Annotated in this window: 23 protein-coding genes, 1 tRNA gene and 1 pseudogene; 10 read left to right on the top strand and 15 right to left on the bottom strand. The window is 38.6% G+C overall.

All coding sequences use genetic code 11. The features are described 5' to 3' along the window. Nucleotides 1-240 precede the first annotated feature (240 nt). A complete protein-coding gene (locus ND811_RS07470) occupies nt 241-1,980 on the top strand; it encodes a PP2C family protein-serine/threonine phosphatase (RefSeq protein ID WP_265351450.1) in 1,740 nt (579 codons plus the stop codon). On the opposite strand, the gene ND811_RS07465 is transcribed toward ND811_RS07470, so the two are convergent. The 3 genes from ND811_RS07465 to ND811_RS07455 all read right to left on the bottom strand — a co-directional run bounded on the left by ND811_RS07465 (nt 1,977) and on the right by ND811_RS07455 (nt 4,295). Beyond that, nucleotides 1,977-2,690 carry a hypothetical protein gene (locus ND811_RS07465; RefSeq protein WP_407658889.1) on the bottom strand — a complete coding sequence of 238 codons (714 nt, stop codon included), beginning with the start codon at nt 2,688-2,690 and terminating at the stop codon, nt 1,977-1,979. The genes ND811_RS07470 and ND811_RS07465 overlap by 4 nt on opposite strands. A 61-nt stretch (nt 2,691-2,751) precedes the next feature. Beyond that, nucleotides 2,752-3,435, bottom strand: a complete 684-nt coding sequence (locus ND811_RS07460; RefSeq protein ID WP_265351448.1) for a response regulator transcription factor — start codon at nt 3,433-3,435, stop codon at nt 2,752-2,754. After that, nucleotides 3,432-4,295: a sensor histidine kinase gene (locus ND811_RS07455; RefSeq protein WP_322113446.1), complete on the bottom strand. Its 864-nt coding sequence runs from the start codon at nt 4,293-4,295 to the stop codon at nt 3,432-3,434. The genes ND811_RS07460 and ND811_RS07455 overlap by 4 nt, the downstream gene beginning before the upstream one ends. A 128-nt stretch (nt 4,296-4,423) precedes the next feature. Here ND811_RS07455 and ND811_RS07450 point away from each other — a divergent pair, with 128 nt between their 5' ends. The 3 genes from ND811_RS07450 (at nt 4,424) to ND811_RS07440 (ending at nt 7,839) form a co-directional block, all read left to right on the top strand. Continuing rightward, entirely contained in the window at nt 4,424-5,488 is a 1,065-nt protein-coding gene (locus tag ND811_RS07450; protein ID WP_265351446.1) for a class I fructose-bisphosphate aldolase, read from the top strand. Between the two features lie 5 nt (nt 5,489-5,493). Continuing rightward, a complete protein-coding gene (locus tag ND811_RS07445; protein WP_265351445.1) occupies nt 5,494-7,218 on the top strand; it encodes a 4-alpha-glucanotransferase in 1,725 nt (574 codons plus the stop codon). Between the two features lie 81 nt (nt 7,219-7,299). Next, nucleotides 7,300-7,839, top strand: a complete 540-nt coding sequence (locus ND811_RS07440; RefSeq protein ID WP_265351444.1) for an Mpo1 family 2-hydroxy fatty acid dioxygenase — start codon at nt 7,300-7,302, stop codon at nt 7,837-7,839. A gap of 155 nt (nt 7,840-7,994) precedes the next feature. Here ND811_RS07440 and ND811_RS07435 read toward each other — a convergent pair whose 3' ends face one another. The 6 genes from ND811_RS07435 to ND811_RS07410 form a co-directional block, all read right to left on the bottom strand. Continuing rightward, complete coding sequence (locus tag ND811_RS07435) at nt 7,995-8,768, bottom strand: helix-turn-helix transcriptional regulator (RefSeq protein ID WP_265351443.1); 774 nt, start codon at nt 8,766-8,768, stop codon at nt 7,995-7,997. Nucleotides 8,769-8,864: 96 nt separating this feature from the next. After that, on the bottom strand, nt 8,865-9,968 hold the full coding sequence (locus ND811_RS07430; protein WP_265351442.1) for an alpha/beta hydrolase: 1,104 nt from the start codon (nt 9,966-9,968) through the stop codon (nt 8,865-8,867). A gap of 14 nt (nt 9,969-9,982) precedes the next feature. Then, nucleotides 9,983-11,107 (bottom strand): M23 family metallopeptidase, encoded by a 1,125-nt coding sequence (locus tag ND811_RS07425; RefSeq protein WP_265351441.1) that lies wholly within the window; start codon nt 11,105-11,107, stop codon nt 9,983-9,985. Between the two features lie 17 nt (nt 11,108-11,124). Then, a complete protein-coding gene (locus ND811_RS07420; RefSeq protein WP_015682465.1) occupies nt 11,125-11,529 on the bottom strand; it encodes a bactofilin family protein in 405 nt (134 codons plus the stop codon). Between the two features lie 59 nt (nt 11,530-11,588). Then, nucleotides 11,589-14,141 (bottom strand): penicillin-binding protein 1A, encoded by a 2,553-nt coding sequence (locus ND811_RS07415; RefSeq protein ID WP_265351440.1) that lies wholly within the window; start codon nt 14,139-14,141, stop codon nt 11,589-11,591. A 27-nt stretch (nt 14,142-14,168) separates the two neighbouring features. After that, the gene (locus tag ND811_RS07410) at nt 14,169-15,239 is read right to left on the bottom strand and encodes a zinc dependent phospholipase C family protein (RefSeq protein ID WP_265351439.1); all 1,071 of its coding nucleotides are present in this window, start codon (nt 15,237-15,239) and stop codon (nt 14,169-14,171) included. 58 nt (nt 15,240-15,297) lie between these two features. Here ND811_RS07410 and ND811_RS07405 point away from each other — a divergent pair, with 58 nt between their 5' ends. Both ND811_RS07405 and ND811_RS07400 read left to right on the top strand, forming a co-directional pair. Continuing rightward, nucleotides 15,298-16,566 carry a diaminopimelate decarboxylase gene (locus ND811_RS07405; protein WP_265351438.1) on the top strand — a complete coding sequence of 423 codons (1,269 nt, stop codon included), beginning with the start codon at nt 15,298-15,300 and terminating at the stop codon, nt 16,564-16,566. A 4-nt stretch (nt 16,567-16,570) separates the two neighbouring features. Continuing rightward, on the top strand, nt 16,571-17,275 hold the full coding sequence (locus ND811_RS07400) for an IspD/TarI family cytidylyltransferase (protein WP_265351437.1): 705 nt from the start codon (nt 16,571-16,573) through the stop codon (nt 17,273-17,275). Here ND811_RS07400 and ND811_RS07395 read toward each other — a convergent pair. The 3 genes from ND811_RS07395 to ND811_RS07385 form a co-directional block, all read right to left on the bottom strand. Then, on the bottom strand, nt 17,258-18,352 hold the full coding sequence (locus tag ND811_RS07395) for a PilZ domain-containing protein (protein ID WP_265351436.1): 1,095 nt from the start codon (nt 18,350-18,352) through the stop codon (nt 17,258-17,260). The two genes, ND811_RS07400 and ND811_RS07395, sit on opposite strands and share 18 nt — an antisense overlap. Nucleotides 18,353-18,429: 77 nt before the next feature. Further along, nucleotides 18,430-18,945: a Crp/Fnr family transcriptional regulator gene (locus ND811_RS07390; protein ID WP_265351435.1), complete on the bottom strand. Its 516-nt coding sequence runs from the start codon at nt 18,943-18,945 to the stop codon at nt 18,430-18,432. Then, complete coding sequence (locus ND811_RS07385; protein ID WP_135570006.1) at nt 18,942-19,364, bottom strand: cyclic nucleotide-binding domain-containing protein; 423 nt, start codon at nt 19,362-19,364, stop codon at nt 18,942-18,944. The genes ND811_RS07390 and ND811_RS07385 overlap by 4 nt, the downstream gene beginning before the upstream one ends. 118 nt (nt 19,365-19,482) lie before the next feature. On the opposite strand from ND811_RS07385, the gene ND811_RS07380 reads away from it, so the two are divergent. The 4 genes from ND811_RS07380 to ND811_RS07365 all read left to right on the top strand — a co-directional run bounded on the left by ND811_RS07380 (nt 19,483) and on the right by ND811_RS07365 (nt 22,915). Then, a tRNA-Leu gene (locus ND811_RS07380) sits at nt 19,483-19,564 on the top strand. 1,395 nt (nt 19,565-20,959) lie between these two features. Next, nucleotides 20,960-21,262, top strand: coding sequence for a nucleotidyltransferase family protein (locus ND811_RS07375; protein ID WP_265351434.1), 303 nt, complete (start codon nt 20,960-20,962; stop codon nt 21,260-21,262). Between the two features lie 241 nt (nt 21,263-21,503). Next, on the top strand, nt 21,504-22,250 hold the full coding sequence (locus ND811_RS07370) for a hypothetical protein (RefSeq protein WP_265351433.1): 747 nt from the start codon (nt 21,504-21,506) through the stop codon (nt 22,248-22,250). Next, on the top strand, nt 22,250-22,915 hold the full coding sequence (locus tag ND811_RS07365) for a hypothetical protein (protein ID WP_265351432.1): 666 nt from the start codon (nt 22,250-22,252) through the stop codon (nt 22,913-22,915). The genes ND811_RS07370 and ND811_RS07365 overlap by 1 nt, the downstream gene beginning before the upstream one ends. 769 nt (nt 22,916-23,684) lie before the next feature. Here ND811_RS07365 and len read toward each other — a convergent pair. The 3 genes and pseudogenes from len to ND811_RS07345 all read right to left on the bottom strand — a co-directional run bounded on the left by len (nt 23,685) and on the right by ND811_RS07345 (nt 25,784). After that, a pseudogene (len, locus tag ND811_RS19610) lies at nt 23,685-24,308 on the bottom strand (Len family endostatin-like outer membrane lipoprotein). A 131-nt stretch (nt 24,309-24,439) separates the two neighbouring features. Next, nucleotides 24,440-25,381 carry a hypothetical protein gene (locus ND811_RS07350; protein ID WP_265351430.1) on the bottom strand — a complete coding sequence of 314 codons (942 nt, stop codon included), beginning with the start codon at nt 25,379-25,381 and terminating at the stop codon, nt 24,440-24,442. Beyond that, on the bottom strand, nt 25,368-25,784 hold the full coding sequence (locus ND811_RS07345) for a hypothetical protein (RefSeq protein WP_265351429.1): 417 nt from the start codon (nt 25,782-25,784) through the stop codon (nt 25,368-25,370). Before ND811_RS07345 ends, ND811_RS07350 begins: the two co-directional genes overlap by 14 nt. Between the last annotated feature and the right edge of the window lie 20 nt (nt 25,785-25,804).

Below are 25,804 nucleotides of genomic sequence, written 5' to 3'. Positions count from 1 at the left end.
ATGAGTTTAAATTCATGCCTTGAAACTGCGCGAACTGCATCCAAAAAGGGCTTAATGCTTAAATGTTGAGCAAAATTGCTTCATTTAGACTTCCACCATTCCTAAGTAATTTCTATGATAGGGGATTTTTGGTCAACGGAATCGAATCATTTTCGAAAAGAATTCAGAAAATTTTCGGAATCAGGATGGATTATGTTTTTTTGTGGCAGAGTCAGTAGATTCTTAGAGCTTAGAATCTAGATGATTTCTCGAAAACCCGATTATGGTCGCTACCAACATTTAGAGAGCTTCATCCACCTTTCCAAAGATGCCATTTGGTGTTACGAATTAGACATTCCTATGCCCATTTCCCTGTCACAAGAGGAACAGTTGGAATACATTTGGAATCATAGTGTGATCCGGGAATGTAATTTAGCTATGGCGAAGTTTTATGGATATCAGGCAGTCCAAGATATCTTCGGTAAGTATTTAAAAGACCTGGTTACTTTGAAGAGCGTATTTTTGCTACGAAGGTTTATCGAAAGTTCCTACCAGTTAGAAAATTATGAATACTTTTTAGAATTGTCTGACGGGCATAAACGTGTTTTTTTAATGAATTCCCACGGCCAAGTAGAAGAAGGATTTCTCTTGCGTATCTGGGGACAACAAATAGAAATTTCTTCCATCCGCGAATCTGAATTTAAACTATCTGGTTTATTGCAGTTTTCACAAATTGTGACAGAAGTTTCCAAAACTTTTGTTCATACAAAAGCTGAATTAGTATCCGATGCGATTCAATTTGCCTTAGAAGAACTCGGAAAGTATTCTAGGGCCGATAGAGTTTTTGCTGCCGAAATTTCTTCAGACAAACAATTTTTATCAGTCACACACGAATGGGTTTTAGTAGGAATGCCTTCTTTATTTAGCGTAGGTACAAAACTTTCCATTGCAAAAATGAATCCAGAGCGATTGGGAATTCTTGCAAGCGATGGAGTCATTCATATTGCCGATACGACTCAAATGGTTGATGAACCTTGGCATTTGGATCTATTTAAGAGAGCGGAAGTCCGGTCTATTTTGGTTGTTGGTTTAAGAGATGAAGGTAGTGTGATTGGAATCCTTGGGATCACAACTTATGATCGAATTGGATTTTGGTCAGAAGAAACAAAGCGGTTGTTAGGTTTGGTTGCTGGATTTGTATCTCAGGGTTTGGTTCGTGCTAAAAACGAAATCAAACTTATGAAAAAAGAAAAAATATTACAAAGGTTTTATTCTGATGTCAAAGAAGATTTGGCCTTAGCTAAACTAACTCAAGAAGCATGGGTAGCTAAAGATTTTGGTGAAATTCCAAATGTGAAAATCCAATCTCGATTTTTACCTTATGATGAAATCGGGGGGGACCTCATCCTATATGAAAAACACAGCGAAGAATGTATTGATATTTTCTTCGGTGATATTTCTGGTCATGGAATTTCTTCAGCACTTGTCTCTGGAATTGCTGCAGTTTCTTTTAAAAAACACTCTAAATTAGAATCTAATCCTTCTGCAATTCTTTCAGCCATGCATTTGGATTTGAAAACCATTATTTTTAAACATCATATTTCGGCTTGTGTGCTTAGGTTATTTCCAAGGGAAAGAAGGATTGAGTTCAGTTTTGCGGGACATCCTCCTGTTGTGTTTTGGAAAGAAAATGAACGAGTGATGAAACTCGTGAAGGATGAGATGTATCCAATTTTACTTCTTGATTTTTGGGAAGGGAAAACAATTTCCAAAACTTTTGAACCTGGGGATCGTTTGCTTTTATATTCGGATGGAATTTATGAATTAGAGGAGGAGGGTGGTGGTTATATAGGCCTTGATGTTTTTTTACAAGAACTATCCGAGATGATTTCTGTATCTGAATCCACAGATACTTTAATCCAAAAAATGATCACCAATTGTCTGATTGATAAAGATCGAATCATACATGATGATATTGCTGTATTGTCGATTGAGTTTTAATTTTCCCGATCCGCAATATCGAGAGCTTTTGCATCTGCTTCTGGATACTTAGCCAGATATTCAGAAACAATTTTCTTTTTTCCATCAAGTCTGTCTAAATGGTTTTCAATGATATGTCCAAAATCTAATTTACCAGTTACTATTTCGTAACGTTCTGTTTCAATAGTTCCTAAATCTAAATCAATATGAACTTCATTGGCTTTGTCCGCATATTCTTTTGCTTTTTCCCAGTAGGGTATGGCTTCTTTATAGAAACTTTCTGCAACGCTAAAACTTTCTTTGAGTTCGTGGGCAAAATCTAAATTGTAAAAATATACGTGTCTTTTGTCAAATTTGGAAGCAAGTCTCATGTAAGAGCGCATAATTTGAATGTTGATATGCATGAACATCAAATTTCTATATTTATAATACTCCTTTTCTGTTTTGGTTTCGCATAAAGAATGTTTAGGATGACGGAATCGTTTCCCAAGAGCAATTTTTAACCAATAAATATTTTTTCTAATTTCGTTATCGTTGTAATGTTGTTTGAGATTGTATAATTCATAAAAATCTTCTAAATATTTGGGTTCCCATTTATGGAGTTTGTATGGCACCCAATCGGAAAATTTAGTATAAGGACCATTTTTTTCGTATTCGTAGTTGTAATCGATATCGGTTTCCCAAGCACCGAGAGGATGGGTAAACAAGGATAGAACGAGTAGAATGATAATGAGAGATCCTTGTTTCACCTTAAAAGTATCGGTAAAACAAAGAATTTCCCTAATGGGATTCTTATTTTAAAGGGAAGACCTCTGCCACCCATTGGTATCCCACCCCTCGTACATTGCGGATGGATTCCTCTCCCAGAGCATCCCTTAGTCGGACAATGGCATTGTCTATGGTCCTTTCTGTGGGGAAACTTTCTTCACCGACGAGGAAGTCCAAAATTTCAGAACGACTAAATACCTTACGAACATCAGAGAGTAAAAGGGCAAGTAGGGCGCAGTCACGTTTGGATAGTAAAACCAAAGTACCGTCTTCTTTTTTTATTAGGAAGGAATCCAGGTGGATTTCGGCTTGTTCCATCTTCCATTTTCTCCCAAAATGAGGGCGAGTTTGCGCTACCACACGTTCCAATCGGATGAGGAATTCCTTTAAGTGGAAAGGTTTGGGGATGAATTCCGCAGCACCAAGTTCAAATCCGCGTAGCCTTTCCTGGGCTCCGGCCTGTGCAGTTAAAAATAAAAACGGGATGTCCTTTTCTTTTGATAAAAAGTTCTCTGCCAATTGAAATCCATTTCCATCAGGTAGTCTTAGGTCAAGGACAACCAAATCAAATTGGTTTGGTGAAAAGAGGGTCTCTGCTTCTGACGCAGTTTTTGCCCATTTAACTCTGTATCTGTCTTGTTCCAACCTTTCTTTTAAGGTTTCGCCGAGTCCCTCATCGTCTTCGACAAGTAAAATCCTTGGTTTCATGGAACCTCTTTTAAGAGAAGTTTTACTTGGAAACCGGACGAAGTGTTCGGAAATTCTAGGGAACCTTTCATTTTTTCGATTAATTTTTTCACAATGTATAATCCAATGCCACTTCCGCTTGTTTTAGAATGACGTAAAAAAGGAAGGGTGAGATTTTTTTTATTACCACTAAACCCTATGCCATCATCTTCCAAAAGAAATAAGATTTTCCCATTTTCTTTTGTAATCGTGAGTTTGATCATATTTGCTTTGCCGTGCCGTTTTGCATTTTCACTTAAATTCTTTAACATAGCAAAAAATGCCTTTTTATCTATAAAAACTTTTGTTTCTTTGGGAACCAAAATTTTCCAGGATAAATCTGGTTCATGATGAGAATAGGATTCGCACAAATCAAAAATAGTGAGCGGCTCCATATATAAGGATTCTCCTTGCATAAGGCTTGCCAAATAAAAAGCATTTCCCATCTGGGATTCAATCCTTTGATTTTCTTTCCAAATTTTTTCTAATTTCTTTTTGAGTTCTGGATCTTTTGTATTTTCCAAAAGAACTTCAACTTGCAACTGTAAGCTGGAAATGGGAGTTTTCATCTCATGTGTGACTGTAGAAAAAAAATCAGAGATGAGTTTGGAACGTTTATGGTCTCTATAAGATAAAACGGCTAAGGTCACTCCGCCTAGGGCCAACATAGAAAGAAAAAAGGATCCTTCCAGTTGTAACATTCGATTGACACGATTTAGTTCTACCTGACGAGCCGCACTGATAGAAATCTCTGCGATGGTTTTTGCTTGGCGAAACCCCAAAATCCACCACCACACTCCCAAAGAGAATGTAAGGGATAGCCAGGCCAGGGAAAAAAACATTCGAAATTGCGCTGATCCTCTCAATTTTGCCTCTCAATTCAAGTTAGGACCCAGCGGAAAGGCGACGAGCAAAAAAAGATGTTGTCACATTGGATGAACCCGAGAATTTATTTTTTAGGAGAACAACTTTGAACTTCGACGAAATCTCGAAACATCTTGGAAACGACGCGGAATCCTTACTGGGATTCAAATCGCCAAAAATCGCTAAAGAACTAATCCACGTACCTGGCTCTGACTGGGTTGATAGAATTTTTGCTCCCACTGACAGGTCTGTACCTGTTCTTCGTAGCATCCAAACCTTACTCGGAAGCGGCCGTCTTGGTGGAACTGGATATGTTTCTATTCTGCCGGTAGACCAAGGAATTGAACACTCTGCTGGTGCAAGTTTTGCAAAAAACCCTATTTATTTTGATGGGGAAAACATCATCAAATTGGCTATCGAAGGTGGTTGTAACGGTGTTGCGACAACTCTTGGTGTTCTTGGATCGGTTGCAAGAAAGTATGCTCACAAAATTCCTTTCATTTTGAAAATCAACCACAACGAACTCCTGACCTACCCAAACAAAAGTGAACAAATCCTTTTCGCTACTGTGAAACAAGCATACGACCAAGGTTGTGTTGCGATTGGTGCTACCATTTATTTTGGTTCTGCTGATTCTGGTCGTGAAATTGTAGAAATTTCTAAAGTGTTCCAGATGGCACATGAACTTGGAATGGCAACCATCCTTTGGTGTTATGTTAGAAACAATGCTTTTAAAAAAGATAAAGACTACCATGTTTCTGCTGACTTAACTGGACAAGCAAACCACTTAGGTGTGACTATCCAAGCGGATATCATCAAACAAAAGTTACCTGAGAATAATGGAGGATACAATGTGTTAAACCAAGAGTCTTCTTATGGTAAAACAGACAAACGTATCTATACTGATCTTACTTCTGACCACCCAATTGACCTCACTCGTTACCAAGTAGCAAATTGTTATATGGGAAGAGCGGGACTCATCAACTCTGGTGGAGCTTCTGGCGAAAACGACTTACAAGATGCGATCAAAACTGCCGTGATCAACAAACGTGCTGGCGGAATGGGTCTCATTTCTGGAAGAAAGGCTTTCCAAAAACCTATGAAGGAAGGGGTTGCATTACTCAACGCCATCCAAGACGTTTATCTATCGAAAGAAATCACAGTCGCCTAAAAGACTTGGGATCTTTTCAAAATGTAAAAAAAAGAAGGGCAGGGGTACTGGTATCGCTGCCCTCTATTGTTTCTGAACATTCTTTTGAATGCGGAGACATTTATAGTTTATATCCACTTTGCGATTGGGCAAGGGATGTTGGTTTTAGTATCATTCAATTATTACCTTTAAATGATACAGGTTTTGGATACTCACCTTACAGCGCCATTTCTGCTTTTGCGATTGATCCTCTTTATATTTCCTTATACAAATTAGGTTTAAATTTTAAATCTCGTAAACGCGAGATTCGTTTTTTAAAAAATCATCCCATCCGCATCCGTAATCGAAAATTAGAAATCATTCGTACGATTTATACAAAGCAATTAAAAGAAGCCATGTTTGATGCTACTTACTTTTTAGAAAAACATCCTTGGTGTTATTCTTATGCAGCATTTCGAATGTTATATGAAGAGTTTAATGGTAAGGATTGGTGGGAATGGCCTAAAGAATTTTTAGATCCAAACTATGCGAAAGAATATATATTTACCAAACGTAGGGAAGATGCTTTGTTTTGGGTCTATTTGCAAAAGATCGCCTATGATCAGTTATCTGAAGTAAAAGTGCATTATGAAGATGTGGGTGTATATCTAAAAGGTGATATGCCCATTCTTACTTCCCGAAATTCTTGTGATGTTTGGGAACACCCGGAATTTTTTATTATGAATTTGCAAGCCGGTGCACCTCCGGATGATTTTTCTAAAACAGGTCAAACTTGGGGTTTCCCTGTCCTCAATTGGGTGGCACTGGAAAAAACAAACTATTCTTGGTGGAAGGATCGTTTGTCGTATTTGGAACATTTTTTTCATCTCTATCGTATTGACCATGTGATCGGGATGTATCGAATCTGGGCTATTCCCAGTGGAGACTCTACCGCATTACATGGTTGGTTCCATCCTCAGTTTGGAATTGCAAAAGAAGAATTTACCAAAGAGGGTTTGGATCCAAAACAGTTTGAGGCTTTGGGGTTAATTCACGAATTCATTCCGAATCACTATATCTTTTATTGGGACTTTTGGAAAGAATCCTCCTACCAAAATTTAGAAGAAGAAACAAAAGCAAAATTATTTCCCTTGTCTGAACTTCATATAACCGAAGAAGAAAAACACTGGAGGGAATCCGGGGAAAAAATTTTAGAAATCTTTGATTCCTTTTCTTCTATGATTCCCTGTGCGGAAGATTTGGGTTCTGTTCCTGCATTTATTCGAGATTCTTTGTTTGAACGTCAGATGATAGGAATTGATGTTGTTCGTTGGACGAGATCCTTTACAACGGGTGAGTTTATTCCTGAAGAACTCTACAGAGAAAATGCCATTTCGGTTTTATCAACACATGATACAAGTTTGGTGATGGAGTGGTGGAAAAAAGAAGGCGATATGGAATCGAAACTTCAGTTTTTTTTCGACAGGTTGGGAAAACCACGACCCAAAACGGACGATGAAACTTTATTGGGACTTCTCGAATTTGTATTCCAAACCAGTAGTCTTTTTTCTATCCAGCTATTCCAGGATTTAGCACTCGGTATACCGGATGTTTTAGAAAATCCCGAAGTCCACCGCATCAATGTACCGGGCACTCCTGACCATTCCAATTGGACCTATAGGTTTCCGATTCTCATCGAGGATTTTGCTGCGGATTTTAAGCGAAACTTTTCCATCCGTAAACTCATCCTCGAATCCGAAAGAAATTCTTAATTTTTTTAGAATTTTGACAGATTCGTTCAAGTCGAAAAACAAGACATCTGGTAGTATAGTGCCTACACCTGGAGGTCTCCTTTGAGATTTGCAAAAGAAATGGCGTTTTATTCCGCCTACCATCAAGAAAAACGCAATGTCTTGATTCACGTGCTTGGTGTTCCTACGATCACCTTCACTTTGTTTGTTGTTCTAAGCCGTTTTAGCCTATTTGAATACAATGGTTTTAACGTATCAGCATCCCTTGTTTTTACTTTGGCTGTGCTTGGTTACTATTATACTTTGGATGTGTTGTTTGCCTTTGTGGCGACACTTGTTTTCGGAGGACTTTATGTAACCTCGGAATGGATCACAGCGCAGTTACCGGCATCTACTGCTTGGACTATCTTCGGTCTTGGACAAGTGATCGGTTGGGGCGCTCAGTTTTACGGGCATTTTATTTTTGAAAAAAGTAGACCTGCATTATTTGATAACTTGTTCCAAGCTTTGGTTTCTGCACCGTTATTTGTCGTAGCGGATGTTTTTTTCGAACTAGGTTTTCGATTGGAATTGAAAGCGGCAGTGGAAGCAGAGCTGAAACAACGTGGTGTTTGGAAAGACTTTTCCCATAAACATGCTTAAAGTTACTTAAGCAAAGGTTAGGATTACAAAATAGTCGTTTGGTTTTTTCCAGATGACTATTTTTGATCCGATTTTTATTGGAAGCGCAGAAATTAGAATTACTTTCTTTTTGATTGTGCTTTCTTCCTCAATTTTCTAATAAATTCATTTCGATTCTAATCTTCACAAAAACAAACCTGGTTTAAGGATTGAGTTCCTAAAAATAAAGAAGGTTTTACGCCGAACATTTTTTTAAAAGTTCTAGAGAGATGTGCTTGGTCACTAAACCCGGCAGCATGGGAGGCAGTCGTTAGATTTTCTCCGCCTTGTAATAGTTTTGCGGCGATATGAAGTCTTTGCCATAATAAATACTGTCTGAGAGGAATGCCCATATTGTCCTTAAAAAGATGCATAAAACGGTCCGTAGAGATTCCAGAAATTTCAGACAGATCTGTTAACGATACTGGATTTGGCATTTTTTCTTTGATTCTTTGAATGGCTACTTCGATACGTTCATCATACTTTTTAGTAGTGCTCCCAGAACCGAGCAGGGAAAGAATTTGGTTGTATAAGGCTCTGGCTGATTTACAATCTAGAGAATCACCAAACAATGGATCTGCGATTTTTAGTATTTGTTCCCTTGTTGTGGAATCAATTGTCTTTGGCGATAAATCCATTTCAATTCGTTTGTATTCTTCTGACTTAGGATCTAGTTGGATGATGACCATTTCCGATTGGGATGCGTCTAGTTTATGGTAATAATTTGGCGGAATGATGATTCCTTGTGATTCGATGATTTGATTTGATTTAGTATATAGATGGAAGGAATTACCAAGGGAAACCAAGATGGATACTGCATAATGGGAATGGGGTTCTGTTACGATACCCGCAGTTCCTAGGAGAATTCGTTCTCCAAAATAAAAAAGACTTCCCTTTCTTTTTAAATCCATATACTAGAAAAATTCTAAGAACCATTCTGAAAAAGGCAAGGATTATCGAATGAAAAAAATGTTTTTGGGATTCGTTTTCTTTCTCCTTTCAGAAAATTATTTTCTAAGGACAAAGTTCTCCCCGTTTTTCGGACCTGATTTTCGGATAAAAAGTCTACGTTCTACGGATACCCCAAGTAACACTTGATAGATGTCTGTTAGGATGGGTCTTGAGGAATAGTATCCGTGGCCGAGACCGCCCACTCCAAAGACGGGGTCATCCACTTCGTTTACATTGATCACGTCCACGTTGGAATACTTAAAACACATACCTGCACGCGGTGCTCCGTTTACTTTTTGGGAAGCGACGAGTGCATTGTCTCCTGGTGAACAATAAAGAGTGATTCGTTCTGAGGATTTGGTTAGATCACTTAAGATCAGTTCAAATTCATTTTTATCAAAGTCTGGGGCATTCAGAATTAGTTCTGAAATAAATTTTGTTTTTCCTTGTTTGGAAAGAGATGCTAAAGAAGGCAATACCACTTGGTGGCCCATGCTATGAACGATTAAGTGAATTTTTTTCCCAAGTCCAGTGATATCGGTTAAAAACTTAACAAACGGTTCCCTGTTGATTTTGGCCTCTGTGTAATTTAAATCGTAAGTGGATTTCACCATTACTTGCGATAAGATTCCTGCATCAGCACCTGCCGGCCAGGAATAAACAATCACTTCTCCTGGGAATTTCAAATCGTATTTAATTTGTCCCGCACGGATGACCGCTTCATCGAAATTGACATTGAATCCGTGAACAAATACTAAAACTTCCTCAGATGCAGAAACTTTGATTTTGTTTAAAAATTCTTTATCATCGGTATTGATACGGCCTTTGAATTGAAAAAATTGATTTTTGTCCTGGGCGTTGTCTAAGGATATATCGCCAATGATATGTTTGGAAGGGACATTTAGTAAACAAATTCCGTAATGAGGATTGATGTCAGTGATAAATCCAAAACTGGCGCTGTCACAATTATCTTTAACAGTCATTTCCCTGCGAGTGGTTACAAAATGAACATTTAGAATTTTAGTTTCATCAAATGGATCTACAATTCGTTTGTTGATTTGTTCGCCAATTTTTGGCGTACAGAAGAAAACAAAATTCGTGCTTGTAATTAGCAATATTAGGAAAATTGAATGTTTTTTGTTTAGTGATTTTTTTTTCATTTGATTTGCTGATTTTATTTATAAGAGAAACCTTTCATGATTTTTGTTGGGTTTACGTTTTTTCCATCTTTGATGACTTCAAAGTGGAGGTGGGGACCAAAACAATAGCCGGTGCAACCGGAACGAGAAATGACTTTACCAGCGCTTACATAATCACCCTCTTTTACATAAAGTTTCGAGTTGTGGGCATATAAAGTTTGGTAGTTATCATCATGGGTCAAGATGATCGCATTTCCGTAACCACCCATCCAACCAGAATAAGTCACTTTTCCTTTTCTTGCAGCATACACAGATTCATAATTCGCCCGTAAGTCGAGAGCCATATGGAATTTATATTGAGGATAAGAGCGCGTTCCCCATCCTGATGTGATTACCTTGGAGGCGACAGGAATTCTCCAAACAGGTCCTGTTTCTGGAATCACAGCTCCCGGAAGGAATACCTTTTGTCCGGATTTGAATAAATCATAATCCTCAAGTTGGTTTTCTGCATAAATATCATCTATTTTTACTTTGTAATAATCCGCAACTTTGGCGAGGGTATCACCTTTTTTTAGTTTATAAACTAAGCCTTGTTTGTTGGGAATATTTAAAATTTGACCAGGAAGTATGGATACTTCTGGGTTAATTCCAGAACTTCCCGCGATGGATTCGGCAGAAACTTTAAACCTTCGAGCAATGTCGGAGAGTGTTTCGTTCTTTTTGACTTTGTATTGAGTGACTTTTAGTTTTTTATTTTTGTTTTCTGCTAGTGCATCCAAATCTGCAGAGCGAAGGATGGCCATTTTTTTATCTTCTGTTTCTTGAAGGTATTTTGCATCGGCAAGTTTTGCTTCTTTGTCTTTTACGTCGTTTTCTTCTACTTCAGTAGACATACTGAGGAACTCTTTTTCCATTAAACTTTCTTCGTATGTTTGTTTGTCGACAAGCACTGATAAAAAGAAAGCTAAGATAAAAGAAGAAGTTAGGAGAGGGAGAATTCTATATCTTTTGCGATTGAGATCTATGGTTCCGTGTAGGACGCTAGATTGTGATTGAAGATTATAAAAATACTTACCTGGGGAAACTTGGATTACATTCACATTCCCCCAGCGTAACACATGCTTGCCGATCGTAGACTTTTCAGGAGATCGAAGTAGCATGTGTTAAATGAGACTAACTAATCCTTGGTATCTAAGGATTTAATACCACCAAAGGATTCTTCAACAATCTTACGAACGTCTTTTTTCTGGCCGCCTGTGATTGTAATATTACCTTTAGCAACTACACCTTTTTGAAGTTCTAAGTAAGGAGCAGTGATATCACCTAACATACGTCCTGTACCTTCCAGTTTTACTTCGTTTTCGGCTTTGATGTTTCCGATGAGGGTACCTGATACAATGACTTCTTTTGCGCTAATGTTAGTTTTTACTTTACCGGTCTCTCCGATAACAAGTGCATCTTCAGTTTTGATATCACCTTCGAATTTTCCATCGATTCTAAGTGAACCTGCGATATAAAACTTACCTTCAAATATCGACCCTGGTCCGATAACGCTATTGATGGAATCCTTACCTATTGCCATTCCTGCTCCTTTTCCCCTTCTGTGAGAATCAAAATTTTCGGTCTTCTTGACAAGCCTTTTTAGTAGTCAATTTCCTCATCTCCGCTAAAGACCGACTTTTTTCGTTTTGGTGGCTTGGCAGATGGGGTAAGTTTCTCAACTTTTTCGGTTTTTTTCTTTTCCGTGCGTGCTACTGGCGTGGAAGAAACACTAGGTTTCGTTTCCACTACGTTCCAGGAGGAGCCGTGGTCGTTACAAATTTCTTTTGGTGCGGTTTGCGGGATAAAATACTCTTCAAATAGGTCGTGGCATTGATTTCCAGGGAGTTTTCCTGACATACGGCAAACTGTTTTTTTCGTAACCTTGACATCCGCAAGCCAAGGAAAATCGATCACCGGTTCTCGATCGAGAGCTCTTGCCATAAACCTTCCCCAAACCGGAGCTGCTAGTTTCCCGCCAGTCATTCCTCGACCGAGAGAAATTGTCCCCACATCATACCCAAACCATACGGAGGTCACAAGTTCCGGGGTATAACCCACAAACCAGGCATCCCGAAAGTTATTTGTGGTTCCTGTTTTTCCGTAAGCTTTGCGGTTTAGACCATAAGACAAAACTCCGCGACCCGTTCCTTCTTCTACCACATCACGCATCATGGATGTGATGAGAAAAGCTGCTTCTTTAGAAATGATTTGTTTGCGATCCACATCTTCGTAGTCTTTACGAAAATCCTTAATGACCGTCCCTGCGTTGTCTTCTACATACAAAACAGAGATTGGATTTACCGTTTTCCCACCGGAAGCAAGAGCCGCATAAGCTCTTGTGAGTTCATAAGGTGTGAGTTCAAAGGAACCAAGGGAGACACTAAAGTTATAAGGGATATCTCGGCCATTGAGTTGCAATAGTCCTCGTAAACTTTCCATTAGGTGAGAGAGGCCTACTTGTTCTAATACACGAACTGCTACTGAGTTTTTGGATTGTTCTAATGCTTTTCTGAGTAAAATAAAACCAGAATATTCACTACTATAGTTTTCGGGTGCCCATTCATCTCCATCTTCCATAAGATATTGGAGAGGGGAATCGGCAAAAAGAGTTGCCGGTGTTACGTTTTTTTCTGGGTCAGGGTTTTGTCCTGAGTAGTCCATTGCTGCTGCATATAAAATGGGTTTAAAAGCAGAACCTGGTTGGCGAAAAGCTTGGAAAGGGCGTATTTGTTGGTTGTCTGAGCGAAATCCCGATCCGCCAACTAACGCGGTAATGTATCCAGTTTCTGGACGAATGGCAATGAGAGATCCTTCCACAGGAAGAAGATGATCTTTGGTGGTTTGTGAGGTGTAGTTTTTATCAATTAAATCACCTAGAAAATCATCTCCCGTTAATAAATTTAATGCGAAGAATTCGTCTCGGAGGTCCTCCTGATAAGCCGAAGAAAAGGTACGTTCTGTTCTTGAAATACGAAATTTAAATTCGGGCAAGTCATATAAATCAGCAATTAAAGAATACCCGCTCCCATATAAATCGTCAAAGGCATCAATGTTTCGAAAGGCCCTTTGGTTGGATTCTATGGTTTGTCTTTGGAGAGCTGGCAGAAGTGCTTTTTCTGCTTCTTCTTGGTGGCGAATGTTGATCGTTGAATAAATTTTAAGGCCACCATTATACAAACGCCCCGACCCAATCGAACGAATTAGGTTTTTTCTAATGTATTCGGTTACATAGGGAAAACGATTTAATCTATCGGAAAAAGCGGAATCGTTAGGAGAGCGGTTTAGATTGGTATAATATTCTTCTAGGCTTGCATATTCTTTTTCCGCATCGGCAACAGACATTCGCCCATTTTCAACTAACTTACGAAATACGATTCGCACTTTGTTCATACTGGAAACGGGATTCACAATCGGACTAAACTGCGTTGGCCTTGTGGTAAGACTTGCAAGAATTGCTGCTTCACCCCAAGTTACATCTTGTACTTCTTTACGAAAATAAAAACGGGACGCAGCTCCAACCCCAATCGTTCCATGTCCGAGAGGAATTTCATTTAAATAAACTTCTAGGATTTTATCTTTGGGATAAACTAGTTCCAGTAAAATGGCAAGCCAAGCTTCTCTAGCTTTTCTTGCGATGGATCTTTCAATGGATAAAAACTTGAGACGGGCTACCTGTTGGGTAATTGTGGAGGCACCTTCTTTCACACGCCCTGCCATAATGTTCACTACAAAAGCGCGAGCAATCCCTTTTAAGTCAATTCCATTGTGTGAATAAAAAGAGTTATCTTCTGTGGATAAAAAACATTGGATCACCTTGTGTCTGTTATCTGGCGATAAGGGGGATTGTTCTGCTTTTAACTGTTCTAATTTAACAGGAATCCTAGAAAATTTATAATATTCTGCAATAGGTTCGTATTCTCCTTTGTCATTCATTCCATACAAAGTAGACGGGATGTCATAAACAGCAGCTTCTTTCAGTTTAAAAAAATCTTTTACAGAACCTGTGAGTAAAAAAACATTCAATACTCCAAAAGCAAAGATAGCAATGCTTGTGTTTCTTAATTTTTTGTCTCCGGTCCAGATCTTTTCTGTGAGAGTTCTAAACCAAATGATAAAATACTTTTCAAAGAGCCCAACGGGTTCTTGTTTCATACGTTTCCCTTATCTTTTAAATCCACATCAAACGAGTGGAGAAAATTCCTTCATATGGTCGATTCCGTGGTAGCGGAGACCGGTATCCAAATTATAACCACCGAGAGATTCCAGAATTTTCGATCTGCTTTCCGGAGAAAAACTATATTCGTAGGCTCTCGTTAAAATTTCTTTGCATGCCTGGCTTGCTTGGTTCAATAGATCAATAAAGGAGTCATTGAACTTCCGTTTAGGATCGGCGGGATAAAACCATTCCCTCTTTTCCTCATTCATGATCTTGGGATTGATAGCATCAATTGTGGGAAGCATGAGTACGCTAGCATTGTATTTATGAAAGGTAAGTGTATCCACTACACTCACAAGCCCGCGCATAAAAGCACTTCTCGAATCCAAAGTGGAGGTAAATCGGTAAAAACCAAGATAAGATTCATTTAAGATGTCGCCGGGAATGATTTTTTTTTCGGAACCAAGGTAAGACGATGCAAATTCTGTAGGAAAGGTTTCTTTGAGAGACTGTAACCAAAAATTCCAAAGGACAGGGTCCATTTTGTTTTTAATTCCTACGGTTCTGTGGCGGATATCAATGTATTGTGGGAAGTCGTATTCTCTTGCACTCATTCCCCAACGATGGTTGAGAAGAAGGGTATCTAACCCAAACTCTACTTTCATGTGGTTTACCTGTGCTTGGTAAGAAATCTTCTTATCGTTGTTATAGTAATCCCCAGAGATATAAAAAATATAAGGATGGGTTTGGATGTCTACTACGCAGTGGCAAATATAACCCAAAGTAAACGCAAGAAAACGATCTCGGTAAAGACCCATCTCCGTGTCATAAACTTGGTCTAGAAAACTTAAGACCAGTTCAGCAACCCTGTGGTGGTGCGCAAGGTCACCAAAGAAAGCGGCTTTTTTGGTCAGTTTCGGCTGTAACACATGATAGAAGTAGAATATATCAGGAGCTACTGCTCCCAGGTTGGCATAAGAGGCAACATCGGGACGCGAGAGTAAGGCAGCCATTCTACGTTGGGTTGCGTTTCCATGTTCCAAATGTTTTTTCACTTGGGACAGTGCTTCAATATGTGTAATCTTTCCTGCCATTTTCTACTTTTTTGACTTTATGGAATGGAACCTATTGAAAAGGTTTATCTTAAATCCTATGACATCAATCGAAAAACTAAAGTTTTTGAAAGAAGACCAAGTTCGGTCTTTAGCAAAAGAATTCGGCACGCCACTCTTTGTCTATTCCGAGAAAGAAATTGAACAAAAATGTGACGAAGCTTTGGCATTTCCCAATGCTTTTGGCTTACAAGTCCGTTATGCCATGAAGGCAAATCCCAATTCCAATATCCTTCAAATTATGAAAAAGAAAGGTATCCTCATTGATGCTTCTTCGGAACATGAAGTCGTTCGAGCCCTCCACTTTGGATTCAAACCTGAATCCATAATGCTCACCTCCCAAGAGTTTCCGAAAGCTTTTGAAGAACTGATTGGAAAAGGAGTGAAGTTCAACGCTTGTTCCCTTCGCCAACTCGAAGCCTTCGGAAAGGCCTTTCCTGGAAAATCGGTATCCATTCGTTTCAATCCGGGCCTAGGTTCGGGTCATACCAAAAAAACGGATGTAGGAGGAGTTACATCATCCTTCGGAATTTGGCATGAAAAACTCTCAGAAGTCAAAGCCATTGTAGAAAAATACAAAATTGTTGTGGAAAAAGTCCACACTCATATTGGTTCGGGAAGTGATCCGGAAGTTTGGAAGGCTGTGGCCAAGTATACTTTGGAATATGCGGAAGCCTTCCCAACGGTGACCGTCGTGAGTCTTGGTGGTGGATACAAAGTGGGAAGGATGGAAGATGAAAAATCAACCGACTTGCAAAAGATTGGTGCTCCTGTTAAACCACAATTTGAAGAATTTGCAGTAAAACACGGAAGAAAACTCATTTTAGAAATTGAACCGGGCACTTACCTCGTAGCACTTTGCGGGTCACTTCTCACAACCGTCGACGATCTAGTGGATACAGGTCCGAAAGGGTTTCGTTTTCTGAAATTAGATGCGGGAATGGATTCGAACACCAGACCATCGTTATATGGTGCAAGACACCCTCTTGTCACTGTTAAAAAAGATGGGGGAGTTCCTAAATCGAACGAAGAATATGTGGTAGTTGGTCACTGTTGTGAGTCGGGAGATGTTTTTACGCAAAAAGAAGGCGGAGAACCCATCACAAGACTTATGGGAGAAGCTGAAGTGGGTGACTACGTTGTGATGGAAGCTGTAGGTGCATATTGTGCTGGAATGTCGACAAAGAACTACAATAGTTTTCCTGAAACGGCAGAGGTTTTACTGCGCACAAACGGAGAAACTAAGCTGATTCGAAAAAAAGAACCAGTAATGGAAATCTTTCGCAATGAAATCCTTGTTGTAGAATGATCGAATGAACAATTTGTACGTTGTCCTACTTGCCGGTGGGACAGGCACACGAATGGGGATGGATATCCCCAAACAGTTTTTAAAAATAAGGGGTGAGTCACTTCTTCGGCATTCGGTCAAACGATTTCGAAAGTTTGGACTTATCAAATCAATTACAGTAGTTTCTCATCCTGATTGGATTTTGGAAACGGAAAAAGAGTTGGATGATTTATTGGAAGGGAATGATCGGATTGTACCTGGCGGAGAGAGTCGTCATCTGTCTACGTTATGTGGAATTAGCTCCATTCCCTATGATACAAAAGATATTTTTTTCATCCATGACGTTGCAAGACCTAACTTCAAACAAAACGAACTTTATCAATTAGTGGAACAAACCAAAATTTTTGGTGCCGCAAGTCTTGTTGCTAAATCAACTGAAAGTTTGGTTCGGGTTCGAATCCATACAAATTACACAGACGAACCTTTAAAAAGAGACGAAGTGTATTCAGTAAAAACTCCTCAGTCCATTGCAGGGTTTATGATTCAGGAATTGTTAGCGGAAGGATTGGATTCTGATATAAAAAAACACCCCACTGATCTTTGTACATGGATGGACAAAAAAAGAGTTGGGATTGTGGAAACCGATTACCACAATGTCAAAGTCACAAGTCCAGGGGATGTTACACTTGCGGAATCTTTGTTTTGGGAAGATTTACCTTCCGTGGAATAGTTTAAAACGTTGTTTCCAAATCCAAATGCGAAATAAGTTTTTGTTTTCGATTGAATCGATCTGAATACCAAATCCGCTGGGTTTTCCATATTTACCTTGTGGGTTTGACCAGCGAACCACACCTCCCACGGAAATTTCACCAGACCGGGTTTGGATTTTTACATGACAAACTTCGTTTTGATTTAATACGGAATCAGTTTCGATATACAAACCTTCCATTGAAACATTAAGTAATGTACCTTGGCAAACTTTGTTGTCTTTTCCAAAGAAGTTCACTGGATTAGAAACTGGGTACCTAGGCGCAAATACTCTGACTAAAAAAGCTTCATAAATTTGTTTTTCTTCCTTTTGGTGGATGGGAAAGAAAAGTTGTACGCCTGCGATTTCGCCACCGTCGTTTTCTTTGTCGATTCGTACAATCTTTGCTTGGACAGAGATAGAAATGGGTTCTCTATTTTCTTTTTCTAATTTTAAGAGGAGATTGATCGGGTCACCTACACTAAGAAAGTGATGTTTTGGGATGGGGATTAGAATTCCATTCCGAGAGATATTGATGGTTTGTCCATCGCCTTCGCGTTCACCGTCTGAATTGGTCCAATGGAAGGGAACAGGATGTGTTTCTCTGTACTTGGTTCTCCAACCGCGTCGCATTCCGCTTAAATATGGTGCTGCGATCTCTCGACGTAAAAAATAAAATATTGTTCCTAACAATATGGTAGTAGTGACCATATTCCAAATAATGTCGGCTGTGTGAATGCGGATACCGGCAAGAAAGATTTTTTTTCCAAGTGTTACGGAAAAAACCATCCAGACATTGTAAGTTAGGATGAGAAAAGCAAAACAAAGGAAAAGATAATAACCAAATTTTTTTTTGGCAAAGAGTCCATAGGCGATGATCGCACTAAGACCAGAGAGTACATATTGTAACGGCTGGATTCGGGAAAGAATCATATTGAAATGGTCAAAATCCAAATCATATAAGGATGCCGTAATATAAACATTGAGAAAAGGAACCGCAAGAAAACCAAGGGTTACGAGTAAAACGGGAATGGGATAATTGAAGAACCGCAAAGTCACCCGCAAATGGAACTCAACTTTAGGGATTTAGTCAACTTATTTTTAAAAGGAAAGTCAAGAAGGAATCGGGATTCCTCCTAGGCTTTGTCTTCTTGGGGCGGAGAATCCTGTGTATTCTCCGCAATAGGGATGACTGAATCTACGGAAGTAAGCTCCCCTTGTAGGGATGGCATTCCATTGATGATTGTATGTAATTCTTGTTGTCTTTCTGTGATCATATCTTCGACAGATGTTAGGCGATTAATGATGCTATGTAGAATGACAGATAAAAATCCGGGACTTTCTTTTCCCATTGCGAAAAAAATATCTTTGGTGATGATTCCTACTTTTGTGTCTTCTGCGGTAGCTACAACGGTAGCAGCCCTTGGGGAAGGATACACAAGAGCCATCTCCCCGAAAAATTCACCCGGTTTGATATTGCGAACGTAATGGTCTTCTCCACTTGCTTTTCGTTTGAAAACTTTGAGTTCCCCTGCAAATACAAAAAACATTCTTCCGTTACAGTCCTCACCTTCAGAAAAAACTTTGGTGCCTTCAGAGAAATGATCAATCGTTACTTCGGTGATGTACTTTCGTAAATGGTCTACGTTCATTTCTCTTCTTCCTTTTTGATTTCTTCTAAAAGTTTATCCAATTCGGTAAGCCTGGCTTCCGCCCTATGGAGTTTTTCTACAGTACTTTTGGTGAGTTGAAACAAAAAATGTGTATTGATGCGGGCTAATTTTTCGAATTGGTCTTCTCTTAAAATTCCGACTCGTGCATTGGTAGATACTACACTTATGGTCATGGCCCTAGGCCTTCTTGTGAGAAGGGAGAGTTCTCCAAAAAATTCTCCAGGCCCAAGCCCTTTAATGATCTCTTGGCTTCCATCTGGCAGTCGTTTGGTGACAGCAAACATCCCACTCATCACACAATACATGCTTCCATCATGAGGATCTCCTTCGCGAAAGATCACATCCCCTCGCAAATACACTTGCGTAGAGATATTTTGCATAAATTCCAGAATGTTCATGGGACTTGTCCTACCAGTATCTGACATGAGAATAAAATTTCGAAACAAAGGCAAGTGAATCGTAAAATCGTACTAGACAGATTTACCTAGTACAAAAACCTGCTTATACAACCACAATGCGGGCGTGGCGAAATTGGCAGACGCACCAGATTTAGGTTCTGGCGCCGTGAGGCGTGGGGGTTCAAGTCCCTCCGCCCGCAGAAGGAATTACCAAAGCCAACAGAATCCCCCTCTTTTAGGCTCAGTAAATCCCTTAGTTCGGGAACGAACCTGGCATTCCCCAAAAAACTAATCTCATCAAGATACAACTGACTCCACTTAGGAGACACATAGCCATAACTTCTGAAGGATTGCTTGAGTATGTTGTTCCGTGATTCAGCTCCGTTGGAACTCACACCTTCCTTAGTCACCCACCTTTCACGACTTAGGTTGTATCTCGGATCATTACTCTTTCGAGAATGATTGACCATTTTGTGGTTAGGTCTATCCCATATAAATTTGTATCCCTCGTCTGTGTAAAGCGTCACGTTTTTTGGAAGCTTATCATCTAAGTCCTTCTCTAGATAATGTTGGTTGTTAAGTGGAATACTTTTGTAAAAGGTCATACCTCCATTGATGCCAACCGTGTGAACCAATGTTCCACATTGACCAGCTCCTAGACTATTACTCAAATAGATAGAAGCGGTTCCAGTCTTGAAGCGTCTAGACCTGTGTTTATTGGCTCTAATTGATGATGAATATAGAACAACTGAGTCAGCTACAGCAATTGGTTTTTTCTCTGAATCATCAGAATTTTTAAGTTCTTCATATAACTTTGTTTTAAGTGATTCATTTAACTGTGAGAACATAACCTGAATTCTCTTTTTCAAGAAGTAAGCTGTCTTGTATGGTAAGTTTAACTTTCTAGAAATTTCTTTTGAGGTCATAATCTTTGGATACTGATTCACCATGTCCCAAATTATAAAACTAATGTAAGCTAGGTTTGATTTGTAATTTTGGAATGGAGTTTTGGAAGTAATAGAAATCATCTTATGGCATGAAGAACATCTAGCGATTGAGTCTAGTTTTTTTAACTTGAGGAAAACTAAGTTTGGATTCTCACAATTACAAGACTTAGGGTAAAGAGTCTTGAGAATATGAAGGGTTTTTAGTTTGAAGAATAGATTAAGTTCAGGATTAGAGAGGAGGTTATTAGAGGAGGGTAGTGATAGGGTATTTGTCGGCTTGGGGGATATTCGGCCCGCCCGCAAAAAACACTTTCCTGAAATCAATCGAAACATTCAAATCACGACAAAGCCTAAGGGACTTGAACAGTTCCCTGAGACTGTTATGGTTGCGACCCATAGGGAGCAATCATAACATAGAGCATGCCCGGATGGCATGCGACGAAGGGAGCCGTGCCTCGAAGCGTAGCAAACACAAGGAAGTGTTTGCAGCGGAGAGGTCAAGTCCTGGAGCAGAATCTATATAGGATGTAACCATATTCGATGTGATTGAAGTTCCTTTTTTAGTGCTCATGATTCTTATCAACAATCCTCGTTAGTTGACTTGTCAAGAGTTGTCGCACTATCTAAATCTTAGACAAAGGGGCCAGAATGTCATCTTTATCTAAAAGCCAAATTCTTTCTCTACTAACAACAAACATAGATTCTCTAAAAAAGTTTGGAGTATTGTATATTGGTTTGTTCGGATCGTTCGCAAGAAACGAATTTAATTCAGAAAGTGACATTGACATTCTAGTGGAATTTATACCCGATCAAAAAAACTTTCGTAATTATATGGATTTAAAAATTTATCTAGAGGATACTTTTCATAGAAGGATCGACTTAGTGATTAAAGAATCGATCAAAATGAGAATCAAAGACCAAATTTTAAGCGAAACGATTTATGCCGCGTGACACAATTGTTATTCTTGACGATATTATTTCTTCAGTCGATGAAATTTATCTTTTTTAAGAAGATGTTCTTGGACTTCAACAATACAAAACGGATATTCTTCGCAAGCGGGCGGTCGAAAGGATTCTGGAAATTGGTGGTGATGATATTATTTGGAATTCAGTTCATGTTCCTTTGAAACCCTTTAAAGCAAGAATTTTGGAAATCAGGAATCAGTTGTAAAAGCCTAACCACCGAAAAAGTATGATTGCGATTATAAACCAAAAAGCAGATCCTGCGGAACGACAAAAAGCTGCCGATGATTTCCTAGCAAACAAACTGAAAGAAAACAAAGCAGAAATTGATGCCCTTGATTCTATGTGGCAGCATAAAAATCCAAGTTATTATGAACAAATAGCAAAGTCCGATGCTTACCAAGGCGCGATTGAACCGTCCCGAATCACAGCGACAAATATAGACAATTCTATCAATTCCCCTAGTACAGCTGAGGTTCTAAGAAGCAAATGGTGTGTTGCATTTGCAAATTGGGGGATGTTAAAAAGAATAATGGGAGATTCAATTCCAGATTTTGATAAATTCATCAAAGAAGTTTCGGATATTGATCTTATAAACAAGGAAGATATGACACTGAGTACAACTAACGTCATATATAAATATTCAGATGGAAAAATGGTGAGGTTACCAGAAAGTGGAACCTTGCCGCAAGGTGATAGGCAAGCTGGTTATAAAATCATTGGTGATTTTCTTAAAGAAAATCGACCCGAAGCCATTACTCTACGAGTAAAAGATGATGGGACTGGAAAAGGCCATACAATATCTTTACAGAGGGATCCAGATGGAAAGACCTACACAGTAATTGATCCTGCATCGAATGCGAATGGTACGAAATTCGATCCAAACAATGTGGGGGCTTCATTCATAGTTCGCGATTCGATCGATAACAAATATGCAGAAAATGCACCCTATACATTCGACTATATAAAGAAATAATGAAGAATATTAATAAAATAAAGACTGGATTATTTATAATTGTTGGTTTCGTTGTTTTTTCATGTAATATCACTACTGATTTCCCAAAAATTGATCCTAATGAAACTCTGAATGAATTGCGGATTCGAAAGTATGCTTATTCAAATTATATTAATGATCATAATGAAACTGTTCATGAGATTACCGTGAGGGAGACTACAATTTTTAGGAAAGGAGATATTGATTTAATAGGCAAATTAACAATAACATTAGAACTAAAATTTTTTAAAGCCAAGATTGAAGACTTTTTACTTCAAAATTTTGAATCATGTCATGGCTCTAAAATTTCAAGGATTAGAGTATCAAATTCAAAACTTAACAATCTGCAAATATGTCGCATAGCAAGGTATCTTAATTCAAAGAAAATTTCCGTTGAATTTTATAATTCGAAATTTGATGAACTCGATTTGGAATGCTTTGCGAAGCTTCCGAATCTCGATTCTTTTGCCTATGAAGGAATTGATCCAATATCTGAAGGCCAATTTTGTAACTTCACTGAAAAAGCTCAAAAGTTAACATATCTTCGATTAAGCGATACTTTGCTGAGTCCGAAAAGTTTAAAATGTATGCTTGGACTTCCTTCCTTAAAAGGTGTTATGCTTCTTCGTTGGAAAAATGTTTCTTAAGAAGAAATGGATAAATGGGTGAAGGAATATGAAAAAAAATATAATCGCAAATTGGAGGCACAAATCATTGATCCCGTGGGATATGAAAGGTAAATTCCTTTAGAGCCAGCGATAAGGTAAAAATTAATTCGACTATTCTTTGCAGTTTCGTTCCAATAAAGAGATGAAGCCATTCATCTCAATTACCCTAATACAAATTCTTTTTATTTTCTCTTGTTCAACGACGAAAACTGCAGAAAGTCCTCTTGTTTCGCCTGGGGAGGAAACAATCCAGATAGTTTCAGAACCAAAATGGTCGGCAGACCAGGGAACGGATGTATTTCTAGATGCTAAAAAAAGATGTAAACGTATAGGTATGCGACTTCCTAGCATCGAAGAGCTTAAATCAGCCTATAAATCGAAGGTTACAAAATCATGGAGTAAGAATGACGCATGCATACTACTGGTCTTCAACACCCGCTGGTCAAGACAAGTAGTATTATCTTTATATTTACGACGGTCGCAGTTATCCGAGTGGGCCCGTTAATGTTAAACCGAGGGATGTATATGGTATTCGGTGTATTAAATGATAAAGTAAATCGTTTCTAAACTTTTAGATTAAAGTATACGAAGAACAGTAAAATTAGAAATTAAAGCATGTTAACTGAGATATAGAATCTCAACTTACTTTTTCAGGAACCTAGAAATTCTTCTTCATAGAGAAAAAGAATTTCTGTCTATTCATAAAAGAGGAAGCTGGTATCACTCAAGCTTCCTAGAAACCTTCTGTTTATTGTTCTACACAAACAACACGATTAGATACGTTACATACATTTGTAGTTGCATCAACCAGTGTCGTTGTACTGGCTCCGACAACGCCAACCTGACCATTGACCCCAGCACCGATCGTCGACCAGTTGGTGTAATTGTCTCCATTGGCAAAGTTTCCACCAGTAATTGTGATCCCAGTCCAGAAAGTCGTTCCATTCGTACCTAGAGGAAAATTCATTTGCATCGTCACATTTGAATCCCGGAAGATTCAGTTGGCATTTGTCGTAGAACCTGTCGTATTGGAAGGTTCTGTGCTATTTGAATAAAAAGTATTAGCCTTGAGCACCCAGTCTGTGTAAGTCGGTGTACCGGTTGCGCTGCCAGTGATTTCTCTCGACCAGGGAACAGAAATCATAGCTTTATAGGTTTTTCCTTTTACCCGGTTAATATCACCATTGCAAATTGCATCTGATCCTTTGATCCCACCAATCCCAAGTGCGCCACCGTATTTTTCTGATAGATATATATGACATCTAGTGGTGCAAGGAGTTGCCGCAGTTGCCTGAAGCAGAAGAAGAGTTAAAATGGTATCGTCATTTCCATCATTTGACTTCTAGCAAGCACCTAACAAAGTGCTAAAAATACCAAGAAATACTAAGAGGGAGAATTAGTTTGCTAATTTTCATAAAAGTCAGAATGGGGAAATTTTCGGAACCTGGCAAACAAAATAACTGATTCATTGGCAGTATAACGGTAAACAGTGGGGAAGTTCTTTCATTTCATGAAATAATGAACCTCTTGGGGTACCGAAAAATTTTCTAGGTACAATTGGCACTCTCTTCTATATAAATATCTAACACGAACTTTCCAGAAAAATTTCCCAGAACCTAGGCTTTGAAGATCGATAATGCAGGCTGTATTATTGCAGTCGGAAGTTTTCACAATAGTTTCGAAATTTTGGCTTTTTGAAATTTCGATTATATAGTTTTGAAATTTACCCACTTCGATATCCTTGTTTTCTCTGTTTCCGAAATCTATTGTTGGTTTTTCTGGATTGGAACAATGGGAATTTGGGTCGGGGATTTCAGATATTCGTGCACTGCTTTCGTTATTCATTCCTATGAATTGAAATTGGAATGTATAATTATTGTCTGCTACAGTTATTTCTTTGAGGTCTAGTTGGATGATTGTATCAGTGGCCAAACTGAGAAGTCCAATTATAGAAATGAGGTCTGATCTTCCCGTTGGGTAGGATGTATTGATTAATGCAAGCGTAGGAAATAAAAGAATCGGTAACTTACGAAGGTTTGGAATTTTAAAAAATGGCTTTGTTTTTTTGAAAAAATAAACTGTAAAAAAAGAGAATGGTAACAAAAGTAAATCAGATCTGTCGGCTAAATTCATTTTTTCATTTGAGTTAATGAATTTGTAAAAGGAATCGTTAATTGATTGCGATAGGTTAATGAATAAAAACAATAAAATAGTGAAAAATAAAGAAACCGAAAATACTCTGTAAAGGTTCTCTTTTTTTCGAAATAAGGATATAATGCCCGTTAGAATTAGGGGTGTTAATAGAAGTCCAATGACATCTGAAATTTTCCCTGTAACCAATCCGGGAAACAAAATTTTTAAAACGGAATCATTTAGGATCCAAAGGATACCTAGAAAAACGAATAAAAGAATATTCGATTGTACTGTGATATTAAAAATTTCCATAGAGTGGTTTTTCGAATTCAAAAAAACGAGCCACTTTAAAGGTGCAATTTTGTGATCGGTTCACAGCGATATGCGCCACCATTTCAGATGTGGCTTGTGTTGTGTTGATCGGGTAAGAAGGACACGGAATCGCAAGGATACTGCGTAGACAGGCACTTTCTGCTCTTTTTTCATAATATATGGTTTCGTTATGGGCATCAGGGCTTGGATCCTCATCATTCCCTAATTCTGTAAAGAGTCCAGAGCGAAAAGGATCAAACAGGCAACTGATAGCTTTGATTGAAGTGTAGGTTTCTTTTTTGGATATGGTGAGACTTGTATTGGGATTGTTGATAGGGAGTCTGCATCCTAAAAATGTAATGTATAAAAGGAGGAATAGTTTTTTTGAATCTTGGAATCGCATCAAGATGGTTCTTTTTTTCT

This window comes from Leptospira soteropolitanensis (assembly GCF_026151655.1).
Taxonomy (GTDB): Bacteria; Spirochaetota; Leptospiria; order Leptospirales; family Leptospiraceae; genus Leptospira_A; species Leptospira_A soteropolitanensis.
Note: the sequence above shows the minus strand (reverse complement) of the source record. Positions and strands in the feature narration are given on the sequence as shown.